The sequence below is a fragment of the Amycolatopsis sp. NPDC004625 genome, from assembly GCF_040609695.1.
In the GTDB taxonomy this organism is placed as follows: Bacteria; Actinomycetota; Actinomycetes; order Mycobacteriales; family Pseudonocardiaceae; genus Amycolatopsis.
The window spans coordinates 15,181-33,139 of the sequence record NZ_JBEXKX010000047.1 but is presented as its reverse complement, the minus strand read 5'-3'; the positions used below and the strand labels follow the sequence as shown (position 1 = coordinate 33,139).

Here is a 17,959-nt window from a genome sequence, read left to right as displayed (position 1 = left end):
GCCGGTGGTGGTCATGAGTGGTGCAGCGGATGGCCTGCCGAGCGATGCGACGCGCGTGTCGGTGGCCGTCGAGAGCGGTGTTGCTCACGTGCGGCTGACCCGCGGCCGGGGCAATCCTCTCGACCTGGCCACGGCCGAGGGGCTCCTCCGGGCGGCTCGGCAGTGCCGGACGGCCGGGGCCGTGCTGCTCACCGCGGCGGGCCCGGCGTTCTGCGTCGGCGGTGACCTGCGGGAATTCGCCTCGGCCGCCGACCTCCGGGCCCACCTGGACCGGGTCACCGGCGCCCTGCACGAGGCACTGAGGATCTTCGCCGGCCTCGACGCCCCGCTGGTCGCCGCCGTGCGGGGCGCCGTTGCCGGGGCCGGGCTCGGGCTGCTCGGCGTCGCCGATCTCGTCGTCGCGGCGGAGGATGCCACCTTCACGGCGGCCTACACCGGGATCGGCTACACCCCCGACGCGGGCGTCTCGTGGTCGCTGCCCCGGCTGGTCGGCCCGCGGCTGGCCCTCGACCTGCTGCTGACGAACCGCCGCCTGACCGCGCCCGAAGCCCACGCCGCCGGGCTGGTCACGAGCGTCGCCGCCGATCCGGACCAGGCCGCGGCCCTGCTGGCCGAGCGGCTGGCCGGCCCGGCCTTCGCGGTGACGAAACGGCTGGTCCGCGCCGGCCGGACGGAGTCGTTCGCCCGGCAGCTCGACGCCGAGGCCCGGGCCCTCGCCGAGGCGGCGGTCTCGCCGTCCGGCCGGGACGGGGTCGCGGCCTTCCTCGCGCGGCGGTTGTGACATGAATTCAGGTGAGGACTACGCTCGGGGGTCGCAACGTGACGCGCACGAGAGGGCAGGCGATGGCGGGGGCGAAGCTCGTGGCACCGGACGAAGGACCCCGGTCCAAGCGCGGGGCCATCCTGGCCGCGGCGATCGAGTACTTCGGCGAGGCGGGCTACGAGGCCACCAAGTGGTCGGCCGTGGCCGGCCGCGTCGGGATCGGGCAGACCGCGCTCTACCACTACTTCGAGTCCAAGGCGCACTGCCTGCTCACCATCATGCGGCTGGAACTGCAGCGCTCGCGCGACCAGTTCGTCGAGGCCACCGAGGGCGAGACCGACCCGGTGGCGGCCCTGCGGGCCGCGGTGCGCGCGGCGTTCGCGGTGTCCGAGGCCGAGATCCTCCAGATGCGCATCCTGCAGAACAACATGGTGCTGCTGGCCGGGCCCCGGGCGTCGCAGCGCGAGGAGACCGAGCGCCGCGCGGCGCGCGAGCTGGTGCAGAGCATCGAGCGGGACTGGACCCGCCTGCTCACCCAGGGGATGTCCCAGGGCGCGTTCCCGGTGCGCGACGCGCACACCCTGGCGCTGGCCCTGCTGGGCCTGATCATCAGCGTCTGGCGGTGGTACCGCCCGACGGGGTCGACGCCGCTGGCCGAGGTGCAGGACCTCATCGAGGGCTGCTGCCTCCGCATGGTCACCGAGTAACTCCCACGGCCGCAGGCGGACCGGCCCGCGCCGATCCACAAAGGACCGAAGGCGGAACCTCACCCGGCCACGGCCCATCCGGATAGTCGCCCGCGTCCCTTGTCCGGCCCGGGACCGGCAGCTAAAGTCAAACTGAACTGAACTCAGGTTGCTAGGAGCAGTCATGCGCCTCCGCTCGACGCACGTCAAAGTTGCCAGCGTCGCCGCGACCTTGATTCTCGCCGCCACCGCCTGTGCGAGCGCGAACTCGGCCGGAGCGAACGACAAGGAAATCACCATCGGGGCGTGGTACCCGCTTTCCGGCGCGGTCAGCGCCTCCGGCGTCCCGCAGCGCGCCGGTGCGGACGCCTACTTCAAGATGACCAACGACCGCGGTGGCATCAACGGCCGCAAGGTGAACTGGATCGTCAAGGACAACGCGTTCGACCCGCAGCAGACCGTCCAGATCGCCCGCGAGCTGATCGGCCAGGACAAGGTCTCCGCCATCGTCGCGGCCAACGGCACGTCGCAGGCCGAAGCCGCGTTCCCGTTCGTGCTCCAGCAGTCGAAGGTGCCGATCCTCAACGAGCTCGGCGGCCTCGACTCCTGGTACAACCCGCCGCGCGCCAACCTCTTCGGCACCCAGACCCTGTACGAGGACCAGGCCGCCGCGCTCGGCGGCTGGGTGGCCGAGGACGGCCGCAAGAACGTCGTCGTCGTGCACAGCGACCCGGCCGCCTTCGTCAAGGTCGCCCAAGCCGCCCAAAGCGTCGCGAAGAAGTCCGACCCGGCGATGAACGTCAGCCTCCAGCCGGTGAAGTTCCAGTCCACCGACTACAGCCCGGTCGTCAGCCAGGTGAAGGGAAAGGCGCCGGACGCGGTCATCCTGATCCTCGCTTCGCCCGAAGCGGCCGCGTTCATGAAGGAAGCCAAGCTGCAGGGGCTCGCCGCCCCGACCTACAGCTACGCACCGGTCGCCGCGCAGTCCACGCTCACCCTCGCCGGCCCCGCCGCCGAGGGCGCCCGCGCCGTGCAGCTGGTCAAGTCGCCCAACGACACCGACCCGGCCGTGCAGGAGTTCCGGGACGCCATGGCGAAGTACGAACCCGGTCAGCCCGCCGACTTCATCGCGCTCTGGGGCTGGGCCGGCGCCAAGGTCTTCGCCCAGATCGCGCAGACCGTCCAGGGCTCGGTGACGTCCGAAGCGCTGGCGAAAGCCTACGAACAGGCGAAGGATGTCGATCCCGGCGTCGCTCCCCTGATGAGCTTCGGCCCGGACCGCCACCTGGGCTCGCGTGACGTGCAGCGGGTCGTCGTCAAGAACGGCAAGTGGACCTCCGAAGGGGACTTCTACACCCCGCCCGCCCGCTGAACCACCACTCGAGGGAGAGTGTCCGTGGCGTTGCGAGAATATCTGTCCTGTATGGACGGCCAGGATCCGGCGAAGGCCCTCGAGCTGATGGAGCCGGACCTGCGGTTCCTGATCGCGTTGCCCTCCGGCGAGGTCGCGGGAACGTCCAAAGCGGACTTCGCGGCCTACATCGGCAGCCGCAACCCGGTGGACCGGGTGCACGAGGTCCTCCGCCACTGCGCGGACGGCGACACCGAGATGGTCTACGGCGTCGTCACCGAAGCGGGTGAACCCGTCGGTGCCTTCCACTCGGCCGCCGTCATCTCGCCGAACGGCCTGCTGGCCCGCTACCAGGCGTTCTTCAGCACGACGTTCGCCCTGATCGACTGGCCGGGAGGAGCACGATGACCGAGGACTTCGACGTCGTCGTGCTCGGCGCCGGGCTCGCGGGCCTGTCGGCGGCCGTCACGGCGGCCACCGGCGGCGCGCGCACCCTGGTCGTGGAACGCGCGCCGGTGATCGGTGGCTCCGCGGCGATCTCCGGCGGGTACGTCTGGGCCATCGAGGACGAGGCCGCCCTGCGCCGCGAGGACCCCGGCCCGCACCAGCGCCACGGCATGCTGGTGGTCGACGGCTACCACGACGCGATCGCCTGGCTGTCGTCGTTCGCGCCGCCGCTCACCGGGGTCGAACGGGCCCTGGCCGGGCGCGGGCACAAGTTCGACATGCCGGTGCTCCTGGCCCACCTGACCCGGGCGGTCACCGCGGCCGGCGGCCGGGTCGTCGCCGACGCCCGGACCGAAGAGCTGACCCGGGACGGCGGCGGTTACGCCGTCGGCGTCACGACACCGGCCGGGCCGCGCCGGATCACCACCCGATCGGTCGTGCTCGCGACCGGCGGGCGCCAAGCCGACCCGGCCGTCCGCGCGGGCCTCGTCGGCGGCGGGTTCGTCCCGCCGCTGCGCGGCAACCCCTGGTCACGCGGCACCGGCGCGGCCCTCGCGGCCGGGCTCGGCGCGTCGGTGAACACCGCGAACACCGGCTTCTACGGCCACCTGTTCGCCGACGGCGCCGAGCCGCTCAGCGCCGTCGACCACATCGCCTTCGCGCTCTACCACAGCGATCACGGCGTCCTGCTCGACCCGGACGGTCACCGGATAGCCGACGAGACCCGCGGCGACCACAACAACGCCATGGCGCTCGCGGCGCACGGCGGCCGCGGCCTGCTGTTGTGGTCCGAAGCCGTCCAGCACGCGGCCGCCGAAGCGCCGTTCGTGCCCGGCAGTCCGTGCCTCGACCGCTGGGCGTTCTCCCGCGACCGCGGCGGCCGCGTCGGCGTCGCGGACGACGTCGACGCCCTCCCGGTGCGGCTCGACCTCGAAGCCCGCGCGCGCCTCGGCGACGGCCGCGTCTTCCACGCCGACGTCGTCCCGGCCATCACGTTCACCTTCGGCGGCGTCGAAGCCGGCCCCGACGGCACCGCCATCGACCCCACCGGCGCCCCGATCGACGGCCTCTACCCGGCCGGCGCCGACCTGTCCGACGTGTATAACGAGGGTTACGGCGGCGGTCTCTGCCTCGCCGTGGTGTCCGGCCGCCGGGCCGGGCGGCTGGCGGCCCTCCGAACCGGCAAGGAGGCCGAGCGTGTCTGACGCGCAGTTCCTGACGAAGTGGTTCGAGATCATGGACAGCGACACGCCGTCGCGGATCCTGGACCTGATCGACGACGGCTTCACGTTCTCCATCCTGTTCTCCACCGACGGCCGGGCGACCGACTTCGCGGGCGGCCGCGAGGCGATGGAGGGCTACCTCGCCCAGCGCGAAAAGGGCACGCTCACGCACCACCCCCTCGCCGTGAGCTCGGCCGGGGGTGCCGAGTTCTACCTCGGCGAGGTCCGCCGCGGCGGCGAAGTCGTCGCCAACTACGTCGCCGCGGGCGAGGTCGGCCCGTCCGGGCGGCTGCGGCGCCTGATCATCGGCCGCTCGCCCGGCGTCCGGTTCGCCGGAGGTGCCGATGTTTAACCTCGTACTGCTGGCGGCCAGGCCGCCGGACTGGACCCACGAGCGGTTCGTCACCTGGTGGCGGACCGACCACGCGGAGCTCACCTACCGGCTGCCGGGCCTGCGCTCGTGGCGGCACACCGAGGTCGAGGCGGCCCTGGAGCCGCGGTCGGAGGGCTGGGACGGCGTCTCGATCCTCGGCTTCGACACCGAGGAGGACCTCCGCACGGCCCTCGCCAGCCCGGAATGGGCCGAGGCCGTCGCCCAGGTGGGAGACATGCGCGGCCGCCGGATCGCCGTGCTCGGCACCGAACGGGAGATGTTCGCCGGATGAAGGACGTCGTCGACGATTTCCGCAAGCGCGCCGAACTCCGGGACTTCGTCGCCGTGATCGACGACGAGGGCGAGCACACCGCGCGTGAGCTGCTGGCCCGGGCCGAGGTCCTCGCCGATGTGCTCGGCCCGCGCGCCACCGCGCTCGTCCAGGCCGGCAACTCGTGGCGCACGGTCGTCGCGGCCCTCGCGATCGGCCTCACCGGCGGGGTCCTCGCCGTGGTCAACCGGCACACGACCCGCGCCGAGTTCGCCGCCGCGTGCGAAGACATCCGGCCGGAGGTCGTCGTCGCCGAACCGTCCGCGATGGCCGAGTGGGACGTCGCCGCGGTGCGGCCCGGCGGCAGCCGGCCCGCGCTCGACACCTGGTCCGCGCTGTCCAGCGCGGGCCGGCGCGACCCGGCGCGGTGGAACGGCGGCGTCTTCATCGGCCTGACGTCGGGCTCGACGGGCCGGGCGAAGGGCGTGGTCCAGTCCGAGCAGGCCCTGCGCTACGCCTGCTCGTGCACCATCGGGATCAACCGCCTCCGGCCCGGTGACGCCGTCGCGGCGATCGTGCCGCTGTCGTCCACCGCGGCGTTCTGCTTCGGCGTCTACTGCTCCCTGCTGCTCGGCGGCCCGCTGGTCCTGACGGCGAAGTGGGACCCGCCGTCGGTCGTCACCCGGCTGGCCGAGACCGGCGCCCGCTGGACGATGTGCGTGCCGACGATGGCGCTGCAGCTGGCGGCCGCGGGCGCCCTGCCGGGCCTCCGGTCGATCACCGTGGGCGGCGGGCCGATGGACCGCGTTGCGCTCGAGCGCGCGGAAACGGCCCTGGGCACCGAGATCCTGCGTGTCTTCGGGATGTCCGAATGCCTCGGGCACACCTCGCCGCTCCCGGCGGAGCCCGCGGAGATCCGGCTCGGCCACGACGGACGGCCGTTCCCGGGAACGGAACTGCGCGCCGTTTCGCCCGGCGGAACCGTCCTCGGCCCCGGCGAGCCCGGCCGCGCCCAGGTGCGCGGGCCATCCCTGTTCCTCGGCTACGCCCGTGGCGGCCGCGTCGAGCCGCCGGAGCTGACCGCGGACGGGTTCTTCCCGACCGGCGACCTCGTCGTGTCCGACGGGGACGGGCTGGTCACGATCATGGGCCGGGAGAAGGACGTCATCATCCGCGGCGGCCGCAACCTCGACGTCACCGAGATCGAGCGCGCGGTCGCCGGCTACGAGCGGCTGGCGCAGGCGTGCGTGGTGCCGGTCCGCGACGACGTCCTCGGGGAGCGGGCGGCCCTGCTCGCCGTCTCCCGCGACGGCACCCCCGTGGACCTCGGCGACGTCACCGGCTACCTGCGCGAGGCCGGGCTGGCCAAGACCAAGTGGCCGGAGTTCGTGTACCTGGTGGACGCACTGCCGCAGACGAAGGTCGGCAAGCTCGACCGCGCGGGCGCGCGCGAGCTCGCCGAGGGCCTGCACACGGGGGTGTCATGAGTCTCGACCGCGGGAAGTGGGCCACCGGCGGGCCGGAAACGGTCGTGCCGGGCGTCCACCGGATCCCGCTGCCGCTGCCGAACGACGGCCTGCGCGCGATCAACGTCTACCTCCTGGCCGATCCCGGCGGGCTGGTCCTGATCGACGCGGGCTGGTCGATCCCGGAGTCCCTGGCGGTGCTGTCGGAAGCCCTGGCCGGGCTGGGGTACCGGCTCGAGGACCTCACCGACGTCTACGTCACCCACAGCCACCGCGACCACTACACGCAGGCCGTCGAGCTGCGCCGCCGGTTCGGGACGCGGGTGCACCTCGGCGCGGGCGAACGGCCCGGGCTGGACCTGGTGCTGGCGCTCCGCACCGATGTCCCGGTGACGTCGCTGGACGTCCTGCGCCGCGGCGGCGCGCCGGAGCTGGCGGGGCGGCTGGCGGAGGGGTACGGCGAGTTCGACCCGTCCGGCTGGGAGCCACCCGACCGCTGGCTCGACGCGGGCACGGTGGCCCTGCGGCACCCGCTGGAGGTGCTGCCGACGCCGGGCCACACGCGCGGGCACGTGGTGTACCGGGACGCCGGTCGCGGCCTGCTGTTCTCCGGCGACCACGTGCTGCCGCACATCACGCCGTCGATCGGCTTCGAGCTGGGCGAGCCGGGCCTGCCGCTGGGCGACTACCTGGACTCGCTCGACCTGATGAGGGCGTTCCCGGACACGCGGCTGCTGCCCGCCCACGGCCCGGTCGCGGCGAGCACGCACACACGCGTCGAGGAGCTGCTGGCCCACCACGACAAGCGTCTCGCCGAGACCGAGGACGCCCTCGGCGCGGGCGCCCGCACGGGTGCCGCGGTGGCCGGTGCGCTGACGTGGACGCGGCGGGCGGTCGCGTTCGACGACCTGAACGACTTCAACCGGATGCTGGCGGTGAACGAGACCGTGGCGCACCTGGACGTCCTGGTCGCGCGGGGCCGGGCCACGGTATCCGAAGTGGACGGTGTGGCCCGGTACTCGTGAGTGGTAAGGCGGGTTAGAACACGCATTACCACTCACGACCGGTCAGCGGGCGGTCCAGCCGCCGTCCACGTACAGTTCCGAGCCGGTCACGAAGCCGGCATCCTCCGACGCCAGGAACGCCACCGCGCCCGCGACCTCGCCGGTGCGGCCGAGGCGGCCGAGCGGGGTGCCCTCGACCATCGCCGTGTGGCGGGGCGTGCCCTCCCACAGCTTGCGGGACAACGGCGTCTCGATGAAGCCGGGGTGGACCGAGTTCACCCGCACCCCGCGCCGGCCCCAGTGCACCGCCGCGTTCTTGGTCATCAGCCGGACCGCGCCCTTCGCGGCGTGGTAGGAGAAGTGCGTCCCGAACCCGCCGACGGTGCCGAAGATCGAAGCGATGTTGACGATCGAGCCGCCGCCCGCGCGCTCGATCGCCGCGCCCGCGTGCTTCATGCCCAGCCAGACCCCGCGCTGGCTGACCGCGATGACCTTCTCCCAGCCCGCCAGGGTCTCCGACTCGACCGTCGCCGGTTCGCCGATACCCGCGTTGTTCACCAGGATCGTCAGCCGGTCCAGCCGGGCGACGGTCTCCTGCCAGGCCGGTTCCGACGTCACGTCGAGGGCCAGGGGCAGGGCATCGGGTAGCTCGGCGGCCAAGGCCGCGCACCGCTCGGCGTCGACGTCGGTGACGACGACCCGCGCGCCCTCTTCGGCCAGCCGGCGCACGATCGCCTCGCCGATGCCGCCCGTCGCGCCGGTGACGAGCGCGAGCTTTCCGGACAACCGCATGGATCCTCCTAGGTGAGCAGGTCGAGGCCGGCTTCGACCAGCCGCGGCACGGCCGGGCCGACGCCGTCGTAGCCGTCGCCGACGGAGTGGCCGGCCCGGTGCCGGGCGTGGATGCCTTCGGCGATGACGGCGAGCTTGAACCAGCCGAGGGCCTGGTAGAACGCCAGGTCCGTGAGGTCGCGGCCGCTGCGCGTGGCGTACTGCGCGGCGAGGTCCGCCGCGGCGGGGAAGCCGGGGTGCGCGGTCGGGACGTGCCGGACGCCGAGCACGGGCGCCACCCGCGGGTCCCAGTACACGAGCAGCAGCCCGAGGTCGGTGAGCGGGTCGCCGAGGGCGGCCATCTCCCAGTCGACGGTCGCCGCGATCCCCGCATCGGGGCCGAGGATCGTGTTGTCCCAGCGGTAGTCGCCGTGCACGAGGGCGGCCCCGCTCTCCGGGGGTACCGCCTTGGCGAGCCGGTCGTGCAGTTCGTCCAGTGTGGACAGTTCGCGCGTCGCGACCCGGTCCCACTGGCCGCGCCAGCGCCGGAGCTGGCGGCCGAGGAACCCTTCGGGGCGCCCGAACGCGCCGAGGCCGATCTCCGCGGGATCGAGGGCGTGCAGCTTCACCAGCTCGTCGACGAGCGCGCTCGCACACCGGCGGAAGTCGATGTCCGGCAGCGCGGCACCGTCGCGCAGGACGAGTCCGTCCACATGCGACACGACGGTGAACGGCGTCCCGAGCACCGACGGGTCCGCGCAGGAGACGACGGTGCGGGGAACCGGGACGCCGGTCGGGCCCAGTGCGGCCATGACCCGGAACTCGCGGCCGACGTCGTGCGCGGTCGGGGTGAGCGGCCCGGGCGGCGGCCGGCGCAGCACCCAGCGGTGGGTGCCGTCCGTGACGGCGTAGGTCAGGTTGGACCGGCCGCCGTGGATCAGCTCGACCGACAGCTCGCCGCCGAACCCGGGTACCTCGCGCTCGAAGAAGCGCCGCAGGGCGTCGGCGTTCACCGGACCGCCGCGCGCGCCTTGACCGCCCGCCGGGCGATCGCCCACCGGTGTGTCTCCGACGGGCCGTCGTAGATGCGGAACGGCCGGACTTCCCGGTACAGCCGGGAAAGCGGCGCGTCCGCGGAGACGCCGAGCGCGCCGCAGATCTGGACTGCACGGTCGACGACCCGGTGCACGGCCTCGGCCACGAAGGTCTTGGCGATCGACGTCCGCTGCGCGCCGGGACGTCCCTCGTCGAGGTCGCCGCAGGCCCGCCACACCAGCGCGCGCGACGCCTCGATGTCGATCTCGGAGTCGGCGATCAGCTGCTGCACCATGCCGAGCTCGGCGAGCGGGCGGCCGAACGCCGACCGGTTCGCGGCGCGGTCGAGAGCGATGTCCTGCGCCCGGCGCGCGATCCCCAGCCACCGCATGCAGTGGGTGAGCCGCGCGGGCCCGAGCCGGACCTGGGCGTGGTCGAAGCCCCGGCCGACCTCGCCGAGCACGGCGTCGTCGCCGACTTCGCAGCCGTCGAAGGCGATTTCGCTGTGACCGCCGAAGAGTCCTTCGTCGAGGGTCGGGATGGTCCGGACGATCTTCATCCCGGGGTTGCCGGCGTCGACGAGGAACATCGTCGCGCCGCCGGGGTCGCCGGGCGCGCCGCCGGTGCGGGCCATGCAGAGGGCGAAGGCCGCCCCGTCGGCGCCGCTGACGAACCACTTCCGGCCGTCGATCCGCCAGCCGCCGGGCACCCGCCTCGCCGTCGTGGCCAGCGCGCGCGGATCCGACCCCGCGCCCGGCGCCGGCTCGGTCATGGCGAAACAGGACCGTACGTCCCCGGCGGCGAGCGGGCCGAGGTAGCGGCGCTGCTGGCGGTCGTCGGCGACTTTCGCCAGCAGGTGCATGTTCCCCTCGTCGGGCGCGGCGATGTTCAGCGCGAGCGGGCCGAGCAGCGAGTAACCGGCGGCCTCGAACACGACGGCCTGACCACGCAGGTCCAGGCCGGCGCCGCCCCACTCCGGCGCGACGTGCGGGGCGAAGACCCCGGCGTCGCGTGCGGCCCGCTGCAGCCGCCGCCGGAGCTCTTCCGGCCCGTGGTGCAGCACGCCGTCGCAGGCTTGTTCCTCGGGGAGCACGGTCTCCCGGACGAAGCCGCGGACGCGCTCGGCGACCTCGTCGACACTGATCGGCACGGGCGCCTCCCTTGGCTAATGACTGTTAGCCATGAGAACGCTTGGTTTGCACCGAAGTCAAGACAATGTGGCTAATTGGCGCTAGCCTGACGGAATGAAGGTGGAACGCCCCCATCGCCCCGGCGACGTCCCGGTCGGCCTCCCGGCCGACCGGGCGGCGGCCATCCGCCTGGCGGCCCTGCGGCTGTTCGCCGCGCAGGGCTACCGGGCGACGACGATGGCCGACATCGGCGCGGCGGTCGGCATCCGCGGGCCCAGCCTGTACAAGCACGTGTCGGGCAAGCAGGTGCTGCTGGCCGAGATCATGCTCGGCACGATGGACACGCTGCTGGCCATGCACGCGGAAGCGGTCGACGGCGTGACGGACGTGACCGAGCGCCTCCGCCGGGCGGTCGAGGCACACGTCCGTTACCACGCCCGGCACCGGCTGGAGGCGTTCGTGGGCAACCGCGAGATCGGCAGCCTCGAGGAACCCGACCGCGTGCTGCGGCTGCGCAGCGCCTACGAGCGGGGCTTCCGCGAGCTGATCGAGCGGGGGCTGGCGGAGGGGGTGTTCACGGTCCGCTCGGCGCGGCTGGCGTCGTATTCGATCCTGGACATGGGTATGGGCGTGTCGAACTGGTTCCACGACAGCGGCGAGTTTTCGGTCGACCAGCTGGCTTACCAGTACGGCGACCTGGCGCTGCGCCTCGTCGGACGCTAGGGGCTCAGCCGCCGATGCGGGCGCCGACCGCCGCCAGGGCCGTGGTCACCGGCTGGAAGAACGTCACACCCCCCGTCCGGCAGTTGCCGCTGCCGCCGGACGTCACCCCGATCGCGCTACCGTCGCCGGTGAACAGGGGGCCGCCGCTGTCGCCCGCTTCGGCGCACACCGTCGTCTGGATCAGGCCGGTCACCCGGCCCTCCGGGTAGTTCACCGTGGCGTTCAACGCCGTCACGCGGCCGTTGTGCAGCCCCGTCGTGCTGCCCATCCGGGACACCTGGCCGCCGACCCGGGCGGCGGCCGCGCGGGTGATGTTCACCAGGCGGCCGCCGCCCGTGTCGACCGCGCTGGGGGCGTTCGTCGCGGCGTTATCGTAGGTGAGCAGGGAGAAGTCGCCGTTGCCGGGGAACGTCGACTGCCGGACGGTGGCGACCGGGCGGCCGCCCTGGGTGAGCGACCACTGCCGGCCGGCGGCGGCGCAGTGGCCCGCCGTGAGAATGCCCGGCCTGCCGTCGTTCGTCGTCACGTTGAACCCGAGGGAGCAGCGGGCCCCGCCGGCGAAGATGGCGTCGCCGCCCTCGGCGAACAGGCTCAGCACCCCCGGCGTCCGCTCGATGCGGACCGCCTTGCCGCGGGTCGCCGCCAGCAGGCTGTCCCACTTGGCGCCCTGCACGGTGCTGTCGGCGGTGACGACCGTTTCGCCGGTCCGCGCGTCGACGGCCCAGGCGGTGCCGGTGATGGACCCGGCCTCGCGGCCCGTGCCGGCGGCGTCCGCCTGGGGGAGGGCGATGGCCGCGGTCCCGGCGGCCAGGGCCGCGGCCGCCGCGGCCAGGATCCTGCCTCGGCTGATCTTCCTGTGTCGGGTGCGCATCGATGACCTCCGTAGCCGTTGATCACGTCCTGCAGTGATCCACGGCCCGGCCCGGCGGCCGGTTCGAAAATTCCCCGAACCGGGCTCAGCCGACGGGGAACTTCACGGCCGTGAGCTCCTCCGAGACCGCCCAGAGCCGGCGCTGGACCGCGACGTCGTAGGACTGCGGGGTGGACGCGACCACCTGCGGACGCCCCCGGTAGCCGCCCGGGCCGGCGGGGCCGTAGTACTGGCCGCCGAGCGCGGCGGGGTCGGTGGCCGCGCGCAGGGTCGGCAGCGCGCCGCGTTCCGAGCTCTGGGTGAACAGCGGGGCCACCACGGGGAAGAGCGCCCGCAGCACGGCCGGGGAGTTGCGCATCAGTTCCGTGCGGGCCACGCCGGGGTGGGCGGCGATCGACGTCGTCGTCCCGTGCGGGGCGAGGCGGCGCTGCAGTTCGTAGGCGAACATCAGGTTGGCCAGCTTGGCCTGCCCGTACGCCGCGACGCGGTCGTAGGAGTTCTCCCACTGCAGGTCGTCGAAGTGGATCGCGGCGCGGATGCGGTGGGCGATGCTGGCGACCGTCACCACCCGGGAGCCCTCGACCGGCAGCAGCAGGTCCAGCAGCAGGCCGGTGAACGCGAAGTGCCCGAGGTGGTTCGTGCCGAACTGCAGCTCGAAGCCGTCGCGGGTGGTCTGGCGCGGCGGGTACATGACGCCGGCGTTGTTGATCAGCAGGTCGATCTTCGGCAGCGTCGCGTGCAGGTCGGCCGCGGCGGCGCGGACGGACTCCAGCGACGACAAGTCCAGCTCCTGCACGGTGACGTCGGCGTTCGCGCCCAGCCGGGCGGCCGCCTGCTTGCCCTTCGCGACGTCGCGGACGGCGAGCACCACCGTCGCGCCGCGCTCGGCCAGCACCTTCGCGGTGTCGAAGCCGAGGCCGGTGTTGGCCCCGGTGATCACGGCCACGCGGCCGTGCTGGTTCGGGACGTCGCGCTCGGTCCAGTTCTCGCTCATGGCAGTCCTCCTGGGTCACGGCCCGTTCGGACCGCCGGTCTGTTATGCCTCCGACGCTAAGGAACCGTCGGTCTGCTGTCAAGAGACTGCCGGTCTCCAATTCGGCGGCGGGCGCGTTACGCTGGTCTCATGACGTTCCAGCGGGCGCGCAGCGCGGAGCAGCGGGAGGAGCGGCGCCGCACCATCCTCGACACGGCGCTGAAGATGCTCGACGAGATGCCGGTGGCCGAGGTGAGCCTCAACGAGCTCAGCCGCCGGGTCGGCCTGGCCAAGTCGAACGTCCTGCGCTACTTCGAATCCCGCGAGGCCGTGCTGCTGGAACTGCTGGACCGGGCGCTGCGCGACTGGCTGGCCGAGGTCGCCGACGAACTGGCCGCGGGCGTCGACCCGGACCGTGCGGCGCCGGAGCGGGCCGAGGCGTTCGCGGCGGTCGTCGCGCGCTCGCTGGCCCGCCGCACGGTGCTGTGCGACCTCATCGGCGCACAGGCGGCCGTCCTGGAGCACAACGTGTCCACCGACGTCGTGGTGCGGTTCAAGCGGTCGGCGCTCGGCGGGCTGGACACGATGGCCGAACTCCTCCGCCGGGCGGTGCCCGAAGTCGGCGGCGAAGCGGTTTCGGTGTGCCTGCTGGCCATGATCCTGACCGGCGGGCTGTGGACCCACTGCCGCCCGTCACCCAGCGCCCGGGCGGCCTACGCGGCGGACCCGGCGCTGGCCGCGCTCCACCTGGACCTGGCGCCGGCCCTGGAACACGGGCTGGCCCTGCTGATCACCGGGGCGATGGCCCGCCAGGGCTGATCCCCGGCCCGGGACGGGCCAGGGTGTTTCCCTGGGGCGAAGGGGGCCCACCGGGGACCACTCTTGTCTCGAGCGGCGAACCCCCGCCGCGAGACACGAGGAGTCCCCGATCATGGACATGAAGCTCGAAGTCGTGGTCCTGCCCGTCACCGACGCCGACCGGACCAAGCACTTCTACAAGACACTCGGCTGGCGCGAAGACGCCGACATCGACTTCGGCACCTCCCGCATCGTCCAGCTGACCCCGCCGGGATCGGCCGCGTCGGTCCACTTCGGCACCGGCCTCACCGACGCGACCCCCGGCTCGGTCCGCGGCACCTACCTGGTCGTCGACGACATCGAAGCCGCCCGGGCCGAACTCGCCGGCCACGGCGTCGACGTCAGCGAGGTCTTCCACCGCGACGACACCGGCGCCTTCGCCCCGGGCGCGCACCCCGACCGCGGCACCTACGGCTCGTTCGCCTCGTTCAGTGACCCCGACGGCAACACCTGGCTGCTGCAGGAGATCACCACCCGCTTCCCCGGACGCGTCACCGGCGCGGCCTACGGCAGCACCCGGCAGCTGGAGCAGGCCCTGCGCGAAGCCGCGGCCGCACACGGCGAGCACGAGAAGGAAACCGGCCGGTACGACGAGGAATGGCCGGTCTGGTACGCGCAGTACATGACCGACCACCAGGACGCCTGAACCACCTTCGCACCACCAGGAGCACGAGATGTCCACGATCCACCTGCGCCAGGTGACCACCGCCTCGCCCGGGCAGTTCCTCGCCGGCCTGACCGACTTCGGTCCCGAGCGCGCGAAGCTCTTCGGCCGCAGCGCGAACGAGTACCTGAAGGTGCACGAGCGGGGGCCCGGCCACGCCGACGTCACCGAAGGCTCGGGCGGCATCTGGGAACGCCTGCGCTACGACTGGTCCGACCCGGCCCGGGTCGTCATGACGACCACCGACTCCAACACCTGGGGCGGCGCTTCCGGGCACACCTACACCTTCACCCGGCTGGCGGACGGGACGACCCGGGTCGACGCCGTGGTGGTCCGGGAGGGCAAGAACCTCAAGGGCCGGCTGCTCGGGGCCCTGCTCGGGCTCCTGGGCAAGCGCGTCCTCGGCGGCGAACTGGCGAAGACGGCCAAGGCCATCGAGGCGCGCACCGCGGGGGCCCGCGACGACGCGTGATCGCCCCGGCCGCGCTACTGTTCGGCTCGCCCGGCACGGCCGGGCGTGGGAGGTGCGCATGCCGGGGCGTGGGCCGGCCCTGATCGGCCGGCACAGCGAGTGCGCCGCGCTCGACCGGCTCCTGGCCGCCGCCCGGTCGGAGCGGGGCCAGGTGCTCGTCCTGCGCGGCGAGGCCGGCATCGGCAAGACCGCGCTGCTGGACTACGCGGACGCGCAGGCGCGGGGGTTCCGCGTCGCGCGCGCCGCCGGCGTCGAAGCCGAGCAGGTGATGGCCTACGCCGGGCTGCACCAGCTGTGCGCGCCCCACCTCGACCGGCTCGACCGCCTGCCCGAGCCGCAGCGCGACGCGCTCGGCACGGCGTTCGGGCTCAGCGCCGGTGCCCGGCCGACCCGGTTCCTGGTCGGCCTGGCGGTGCTGACCCTGCTCGCCGACGTCGCCGAGGACCAGCCGCTGCTCTGCCTGGTCGACGACGTGCAGTGGCTCGACCGGATGTCCGCGGTGGTCCTCGCCTTCGTCGCCCGCCGGCTGCTCGCCGAGCGGATCGCGGTGGTGTTCGCGCTGCGCGACGGCGGCTCCGAACCCGACCTGGCCGGGTTGCCGGAGCTGCCGGTCGGCGGTCTCGGCGAGGCCGAGTCGGACGTGCTGCTGGCCTCGGTGGTCAAGGGCCCGCTGGACGGCCGCGTCCGCGACCGGATCATCGCCGAAACCCGCGGCAACCCGCTGGCCCTGCTGGAACTGCCCCGCGCGTGGACGGCGGCCGACGCCGTCGGGCCGCCCGTGCCCCTGGCCGGGCGTATCGAACAGTGCTTCGTCAAGCAGCTGGCGCCGCTGCCCGCCGACACGCGGCGGCTGCTGCTCATCGCTGCCGCCGAACCCCTCGGCGACGCCACCCTGCTCTGGGCCGCGGCGGGCCGGCTGGGGCTCGGCGCCGACCCCGCCGCCGCGGCCGAGGCGACCGGGCTGATCGAGTTCGGCCGCCGGGTCCGGTTCCGCCACCCGCTGGTGCGATCGGCTGTCTACCGCTCGGCGCCGGCCCGGGACCGGCAGGAGGTGCACCGGGCCCTGGCCGACGTCACCGACCCGGACCGGGACCCCGACCGCCGGGCCTGGCACCGCGCGCAGGCGACCGTCTCGCCGGACGAAGAGGTCGCCGCCGGCCTGGAGCGCTCGGCGGGCCGGGCCCGGGCGCGCGGCGGCCTGGTGGCGGCGGCCGCGTTCTTCGAGCAGGCAGCGCTCCTGACACCCGAACCGGCCCGGCGCGCAGACCGCGAACTCGCCGCGGCGGCGGTCAAGCGTGACGCCGGCGCGCTCGAAGAGGCGCTCGGCCTCCTCGACTCGGCGGCGGCCGGACCGCCGGACGCGGGGCGCACCGCCGAAGCCGAGCGGCTGCGCGGGCAGATCGCGTTCGACCGGCGCCGCGGGGGAGACGCGGCCCGCCTGCTGCTGCGCGCGGCCGGACGGCTCACCCCGCTCGACCCGAACCGGGCGCGGGAAACGTACCTGGAAGCGCTGGCGGCGGCGCTGTGGGCCGGCGCGGACGCCGGCGGGCTCGCCGCGGCGGCCGAGGCCACCCGGGCTGCACCCCCGGCGCCGGTGCCGCCCCGCGCGGTCGACCTCGTCCTGGACGCCCTGGTCACCCGCCTCACCGACGGTTACCGGGCCGCGGCGCCGCTGCTGACCGGGGCGCTGGCGGCGGTCCGGGACCTGGACGTCACCGCCGAAGACACCGGGCGGGTGCTGTGGCTGCTGGGCAACCGGGCCGGCGGCATGATCGCCACGGAAGCGGCGGACTTCGCGGCGGCGCGGGCGTTCGCCGCGCGTCAGGTCCAGCTCGCCCGGGACGCGGGCGCGTTGGTGCAGCTGCAGTTCGCGCTCAACTTCCTCGGCGTCAACGAGCTGCTGGCGGGCGAGCTCACCGCGGCGGCGGCCTCGGCGGAGGAAGACCGCGTGATCGCCGACGTGACCGGCAACGCCCCGGTCGGGTACGCGGCGATGCTGCTCGAGGCGTTCCGCGGCCGGGAGGCGCAGGCGGCGTTCGAGGACACCGCGCGCGAAGCGTCGGAGCGCGGCCAGCTGCGGCTGGTGACCTTCGCCGACTACGGGCGCGCAGTGCTGTACAACGGCCTCGGCCGCCACGACGCCGCGCTGGCCGCGGCCCGCCGGGTGTTCGACCACGACGTGGTGGGGTTCCAGGGTCTCGCGACCGCGGAGCTGGCCGAGGCGGCGTCCCGGACCGGCGACGAGGCGGTGCTGAAGGCTGCGGCGGCGCGGTCGTCGGAGCGCGCCGCCGCGGCCGGGACGGCGGAGGCGAAGGGGATGGACGCCCGCGTACGCGCGTTGTGCGGCACCGACCCCGACGACCGCTACCGTGAGTCGATCGCCTGCTTCGAGCGGACGACGCTGCGGGTGGACCTCGCCCGCAGCCACCTGCTGTACGGCGAGTGGCTGCGTCGCGAGGGCCGCCGCGTGGACGCCCGCCCGCACCTGCACACCGCCCACGAGCAGCTGTCCGCGATGGGCCTGGAGGCGTTCGCCGACCGAGCCCGGCGCGAGCTGCAGGCCACGGGCGAGACGGCCCGCAAGCGCACGACGGAGCCGGCGGGCGAGCTGACGGCCCAGGAGTTCCAGATCGCCCGGTTGGCGGCGGAGGGGTACTCGAACCCGGAGATCGGGACGAGGCTGTACCTGAGCCCGCGGACGGTCGAATGGCACCTGCGGAAGATCTTCGGCAAGCTCGGGATCAGTTCGCGCCGCCAGCTGCGCGACACCGCCCTCGCGGGAGCGTGAGCCGCTCGGTGCCCGGTCCGATGTGGACACGGCCGTGGTCGTCGGCGCGGCGAGGGCCCGGCGGCGATTTCCGCGCCGGACGGCGGGTGT

Annotated in this window: 19 protein-coding genes; 14 read left to right on the top strand and 5 right to left on the bottom strand. The window is 74.0% G+C overall.

Annotated features, from left to right (window positions below; genetic code table 11):
• The first annotated feature begins 13 nt into the window (after positions 1-13).
• From ABZW17_RS37460 to ABZW17_RS37420, 9 genes are all read left to right on the top strand, one after another.
• Entirely contained in the window at positions 14-781 is a 768-nt protein-coding gene (locus ABZW17_RS37460; protein ID WP_354824751.1) for an enoyl-CoA hydratase/isomerase family protein, read from the top strand.
• 62 nt (positions 782-843) lie between these two features.
• Positions 844-1,470: a TetR/AcrR family transcriptional regulator gene (locus ABZW17_RS37455; RefSeq protein WP_354824861.1), complete on the top strand. Its 627-nt coding sequence runs from the start codon at positions 844-846 to the stop codon at positions 1,468-1,470.
• A 163-nt stretch (positions 1,471-1,633) separates the two neighbouring features.
• Positions 1,634-2,821 carry an ABC transporter substrate-binding protein gene (locus tag ABZW17_RS37450; protein WP_354824748.1) on the top strand — a complete coding sequence of 396 codons (1,188 nt, stop codon included), beginning with the start codon at positions 1,634-1,636 and terminating at the stop codon, positions 2,819-2,821.
• Positions 2,822-2,845: 24 nt separating this feature from the next.
• The gene (locus tag ABZW17_RS37445; protein WP_354824745.1) at positions 2,846-3,208 is read left to right on the top strand and encodes a nuclear transport factor 2 family protein; all 363 of its coding nucleotides are present in this window, start codon (positions 2,846-2,848) and stop codon (positions 3,206-3,208) included.
• Complete coding sequence (locus ABZW17_RS37440; protein ID WP_354824742.1) at positions 3,205-4,452, top strand: FAD-binding protein; 1,248 nt, start codon at positions 3,205-3,207, stop codon at positions 4,450-4,452. The genes ABZW17_RS37445 and ABZW17_RS37440 overlap by 4 nt, the downstream gene beginning before the upstream one ends.
• A complete protein-coding gene (locus tag ABZW17_RS37435; RefSeq protein ID WP_354824740.1) occupies positions 4,445-4,822 on the top strand; it encodes a hypothetical protein in 378 nt (125 codons plus the stop codon). Before ABZW17_RS37440 ends, ABZW17_RS37435 begins: the two co-directional genes overlap by 8 nt.
• Complete coding sequence (locus ABZW17_RS37430) at positions 4,815-5,135, top strand: EthD family reductase (RefSeq protein WP_354824737.1); 321 nt, start codon at positions 4,815-4,817, stop codon at positions 5,133-5,135. The genes ABZW17_RS37435 and ABZW17_RS37430 overlap by 8 nt, the downstream gene beginning before the upstream one ends.
• Positions 5,132-6,601 (top strand): class I adenylate-forming enzyme family protein, encoded by a 1,470-nt coding sequence (locus tag ABZW17_RS37425; RefSeq protein WP_354824734.1) that lies wholly within the window; start codon positions 5,132-5,134, stop codon positions 6,599-6,601. The genes ABZW17_RS37430 and ABZW17_RS37425 overlap by 4 nt, the downstream gene beginning before the upstream one ends.
• Positions 6,598-7,605 carry an MBL fold metallo-hydrolase gene (locus tag ABZW17_RS37420; protein ID WP_354824731.1) on the top strand — a complete coding sequence of 336 codons (1,008 nt, stop codon included), beginning with the start codon at positions 6,598-6,600 and terminating at the stop codon, positions 7,603-7,605. Before ABZW17_RS37425 ends, ABZW17_RS37420 begins: the two co-directional genes overlap by 4 nt.
• Before the next feature lie 42 nt (positions 7,606-7,647).
• On the opposite strand, the gene ABZW17_RS37415 is transcribed toward ABZW17_RS37420, so the two are convergent.
• The 3 genes from ABZW17_RS37415 to ABZW17_RS37405 are packed head-to-tail and all read right to left on the bottom strand — an operon-like array spanning position 7,648 to position 10,540.
• Positions 7,648-8,376, bottom strand: a complete 729-nt coding sequence (locus ABZW17_RS37415) for an SDR family oxidoreductase (protein ID WP_354824728.1) — start codon at positions 8,374-8,376, stop codon at positions 7,648-7,650.
• Positions 8,377-8,384: 8 nt separating this feature from the next.
• Positions 8,385-9,368 carry a phosphotransferase family protein gene (locus ABZW17_RS37410; RefSeq protein WP_354824725.1) on the bottom strand — a complete coding sequence of 328 codons (984 nt, stop codon included), beginning with the start codon at positions 9,366-9,368 and terminating at the stop codon, positions 8,385-8,387.
• The gene (locus ABZW17_RS37405; protein ID WP_354824722.1) at positions 9,365-10,540 is read right to left on the bottom strand and encodes an acyl-CoA dehydrogenase family protein; all 1,176 of its coding nucleotides are present in this window, start codon (positions 10,538-10,540) and stop codon (positions 9,365-9,367) included. Before ABZW17_RS37405 ends, ABZW17_RS37410 begins: the two co-directional genes overlap by 4 nt.
• Before the next feature lie 94 nt (positions 10,541-10,634).
• Between ABZW17_RS37405 and ABZW17_RS37400 the strand changes: the two genes are divergently transcribed.
• A complete protein-coding gene (locus tag ABZW17_RS37400) occupies positions 10,635-11,243 on the top strand; it encodes a TetR/AcrR family transcriptional regulator (RefSeq protein ID WP_354824720.1) in 609 nt (202 codons plus the stop codon).
• Positions 11,244-11,247: 4 nt separating this feature from the next.
• Here ABZW17_RS37400 and ABZW17_RS37395 read toward each other — a convergent pair whose 3' ends face one another.
• Together ABZW17_RS37395 and ABZW17_RS37390 are read right to left on the bottom strand one after the other, a co-directional pair.
• A complete protein-coding gene (locus ABZW17_RS37395) occupies positions 11,248-12,114 on the bottom strand; it encodes a S1 family peptidase (protein WP_354824717.1) in 867 nt (288 codons plus the stop codon).
• Positions 12,115-12,199: 85 nt separating this feature from the next.
• Positions 12,200-13,108, bottom strand: coding sequence for an SDR family NAD(P)-dependent oxidoreductase (locus ABZW17_RS37390; protein WP_354824714.1), 909 nt, complete (start codon positions 13,106-13,108; stop codon positions 12,200-12,202).
• Between the two features lie 129 nt (positions 13,109-13,237).
• Between ABZW17_RS37390 and ABZW17_RS37385 the strand changes: the two genes are divergently transcribed.
• The 4 genes from ABZW17_RS37385 (at position 13,238) to ABZW17_RS37370 (ending at position 17,869) form a co-directional block, all read left to right on the top strand.
• Positions 13,238-13,906, top strand: coding sequence for a TetR family transcriptional regulator (locus tag ABZW17_RS37385; protein WP_354824711.1), 669 nt, complete (start codon positions 13,238-13,240; stop codon positions 13,904-13,906).
• Positions 13,907-14,018: 112 nt separating this feature from the next.
• Positions 14,019-14,591: a VOC family protein gene (locus ABZW17_RS37380; protein WP_354824708.1), complete on the top strand. Its 573-nt coding sequence runs from the start codon at positions 14,019-14,021 to the stop codon at positions 14,589-14,591.
• A gap of 28 nt (positions 14,592-14,619) precedes the next feature.
• Complete coding sequence (locus tag ABZW17_RS37375) at positions 14,620-15,081, top strand: hypothetical protein (RefSeq protein WP_354824706.1); 462 nt, start codon at positions 14,620-14,622, stop codon at positions 15,079-15,081.
• 58 nt (positions 15,082-15,139) lie between these two features.
• Complete coding sequence (locus tag ABZW17_RS37370; RefSeq protein WP_354824703.1) at positions 15,140-17,869, top strand: AAA family ATPase; 2,730 nt, start codon at positions 15,140-15,142, stop codon at positions 17,867-17,869.
• Positions 17,870-17,959: the final 90 nt, after the last annotated feature.

Coding starts and splice junctions, on each gene's coding strand:
- ABZW17_RS37460 (WP_354824751.1), top strand. CDS start 14: ATGAGTGGTGCAGCGGATGGCCTGCCGAGCGATGCGACGCGCGTGTCG.
- ABZW17_RS37455 (WP_354824861.1), top strand. CDS start 844: ATGGCGGGGGCGAAGCTCGTGGCACCGGACGAAGGACCCCGGTCCAAG.
- ABZW17_RS37450 (WP_354824748.1), top strand. CDS start 1,634: ATGCGCCTCCGCTCGACGCACGTCAAAGTTGCCAGCGTCGCCGCGACC.
- ABZW17_RS37440 (WP_354824742.1), top strand. CDS start 3,205: ATGACCGAGGACTTCGACGTCGTCGTGCTCGGCGCCGGGCTCGCGGGC.
- ABZW17_RS37430 (WP_354824737.1), top strand. CDS start 4,815: ATGTTTAACCTCGTACTGCTGGCGGCCAGGCCGCCGGACTGGACCCAC.
- ABZW17_RS37425 (WP_354824734.1), top strand. CDS start 5,132: ATGAAGGACGTCGTCGACGATTTCCGCAAGCGCGCCGAACTCCGGGAC.
- ABZW17_RS37420 (WP_354824731.1), top strand. CDS start 6,598: ATGAGTCTCGACCGCGGGAAGTGGGCCACCGGCGGGCCGGAAACGGTC.
- ABZW17_RS37415 (WP_354824728.1), bottom strand. CDS start 8,376: ATGCGGTTGTCCGGAAAGCTCGCGCTCGTCACCGGCGCGACGGGCGGC.
- ABZW17_RS37400 (WP_354824720.1), top strand. CDS start 10,635: ATGAAGGTGGAACGCCCCCATCGCCCCGGCGACGTCCCGGTCGGCCTC.
- ABZW17_RS37395 (WP_354824717.1), bottom strand. CDS start 12,114: ATGCGCACCCGACACAGGAAGATCAGCCGAGGCAGGATCCTGGCCGCG.
- ABZW17_RS37390 (WP_354824714.1), bottom strand. CDS start 13,108: ATGAGCGAGAACTGGACCGAGCGCGACGTCCCGAACCAGCACGGCCGC.
- ABZW17_RS37385 (WP_354824711.1), top strand. CDS start 13,238: ATGACGTTCCAGCGGGCGCGCAGCGCGGAGCAGCGGGAGGAGCGGCGC.
- ABZW17_RS37380 (WP_354824708.1), top strand. CDS start 14,019: ATGGACATGAAGCTCGAAGTCGTGGTCCTGCCCGTCACCGACGCCGAC.
- ABZW17_RS37375 (WP_354824706.1), top strand. CDS start 14,620: ATGTCCACGATCCACCTGCGCCAGGTGACCACCGCCTCGCCCGGGCAG.
- ABZW17_RS37370 (WP_354824703.1), top strand. CDS start 15,140: ATGCCGGGGCGTGGGCCGGCCCTGATCGGCCGGCACAGCGAGTGCGCC.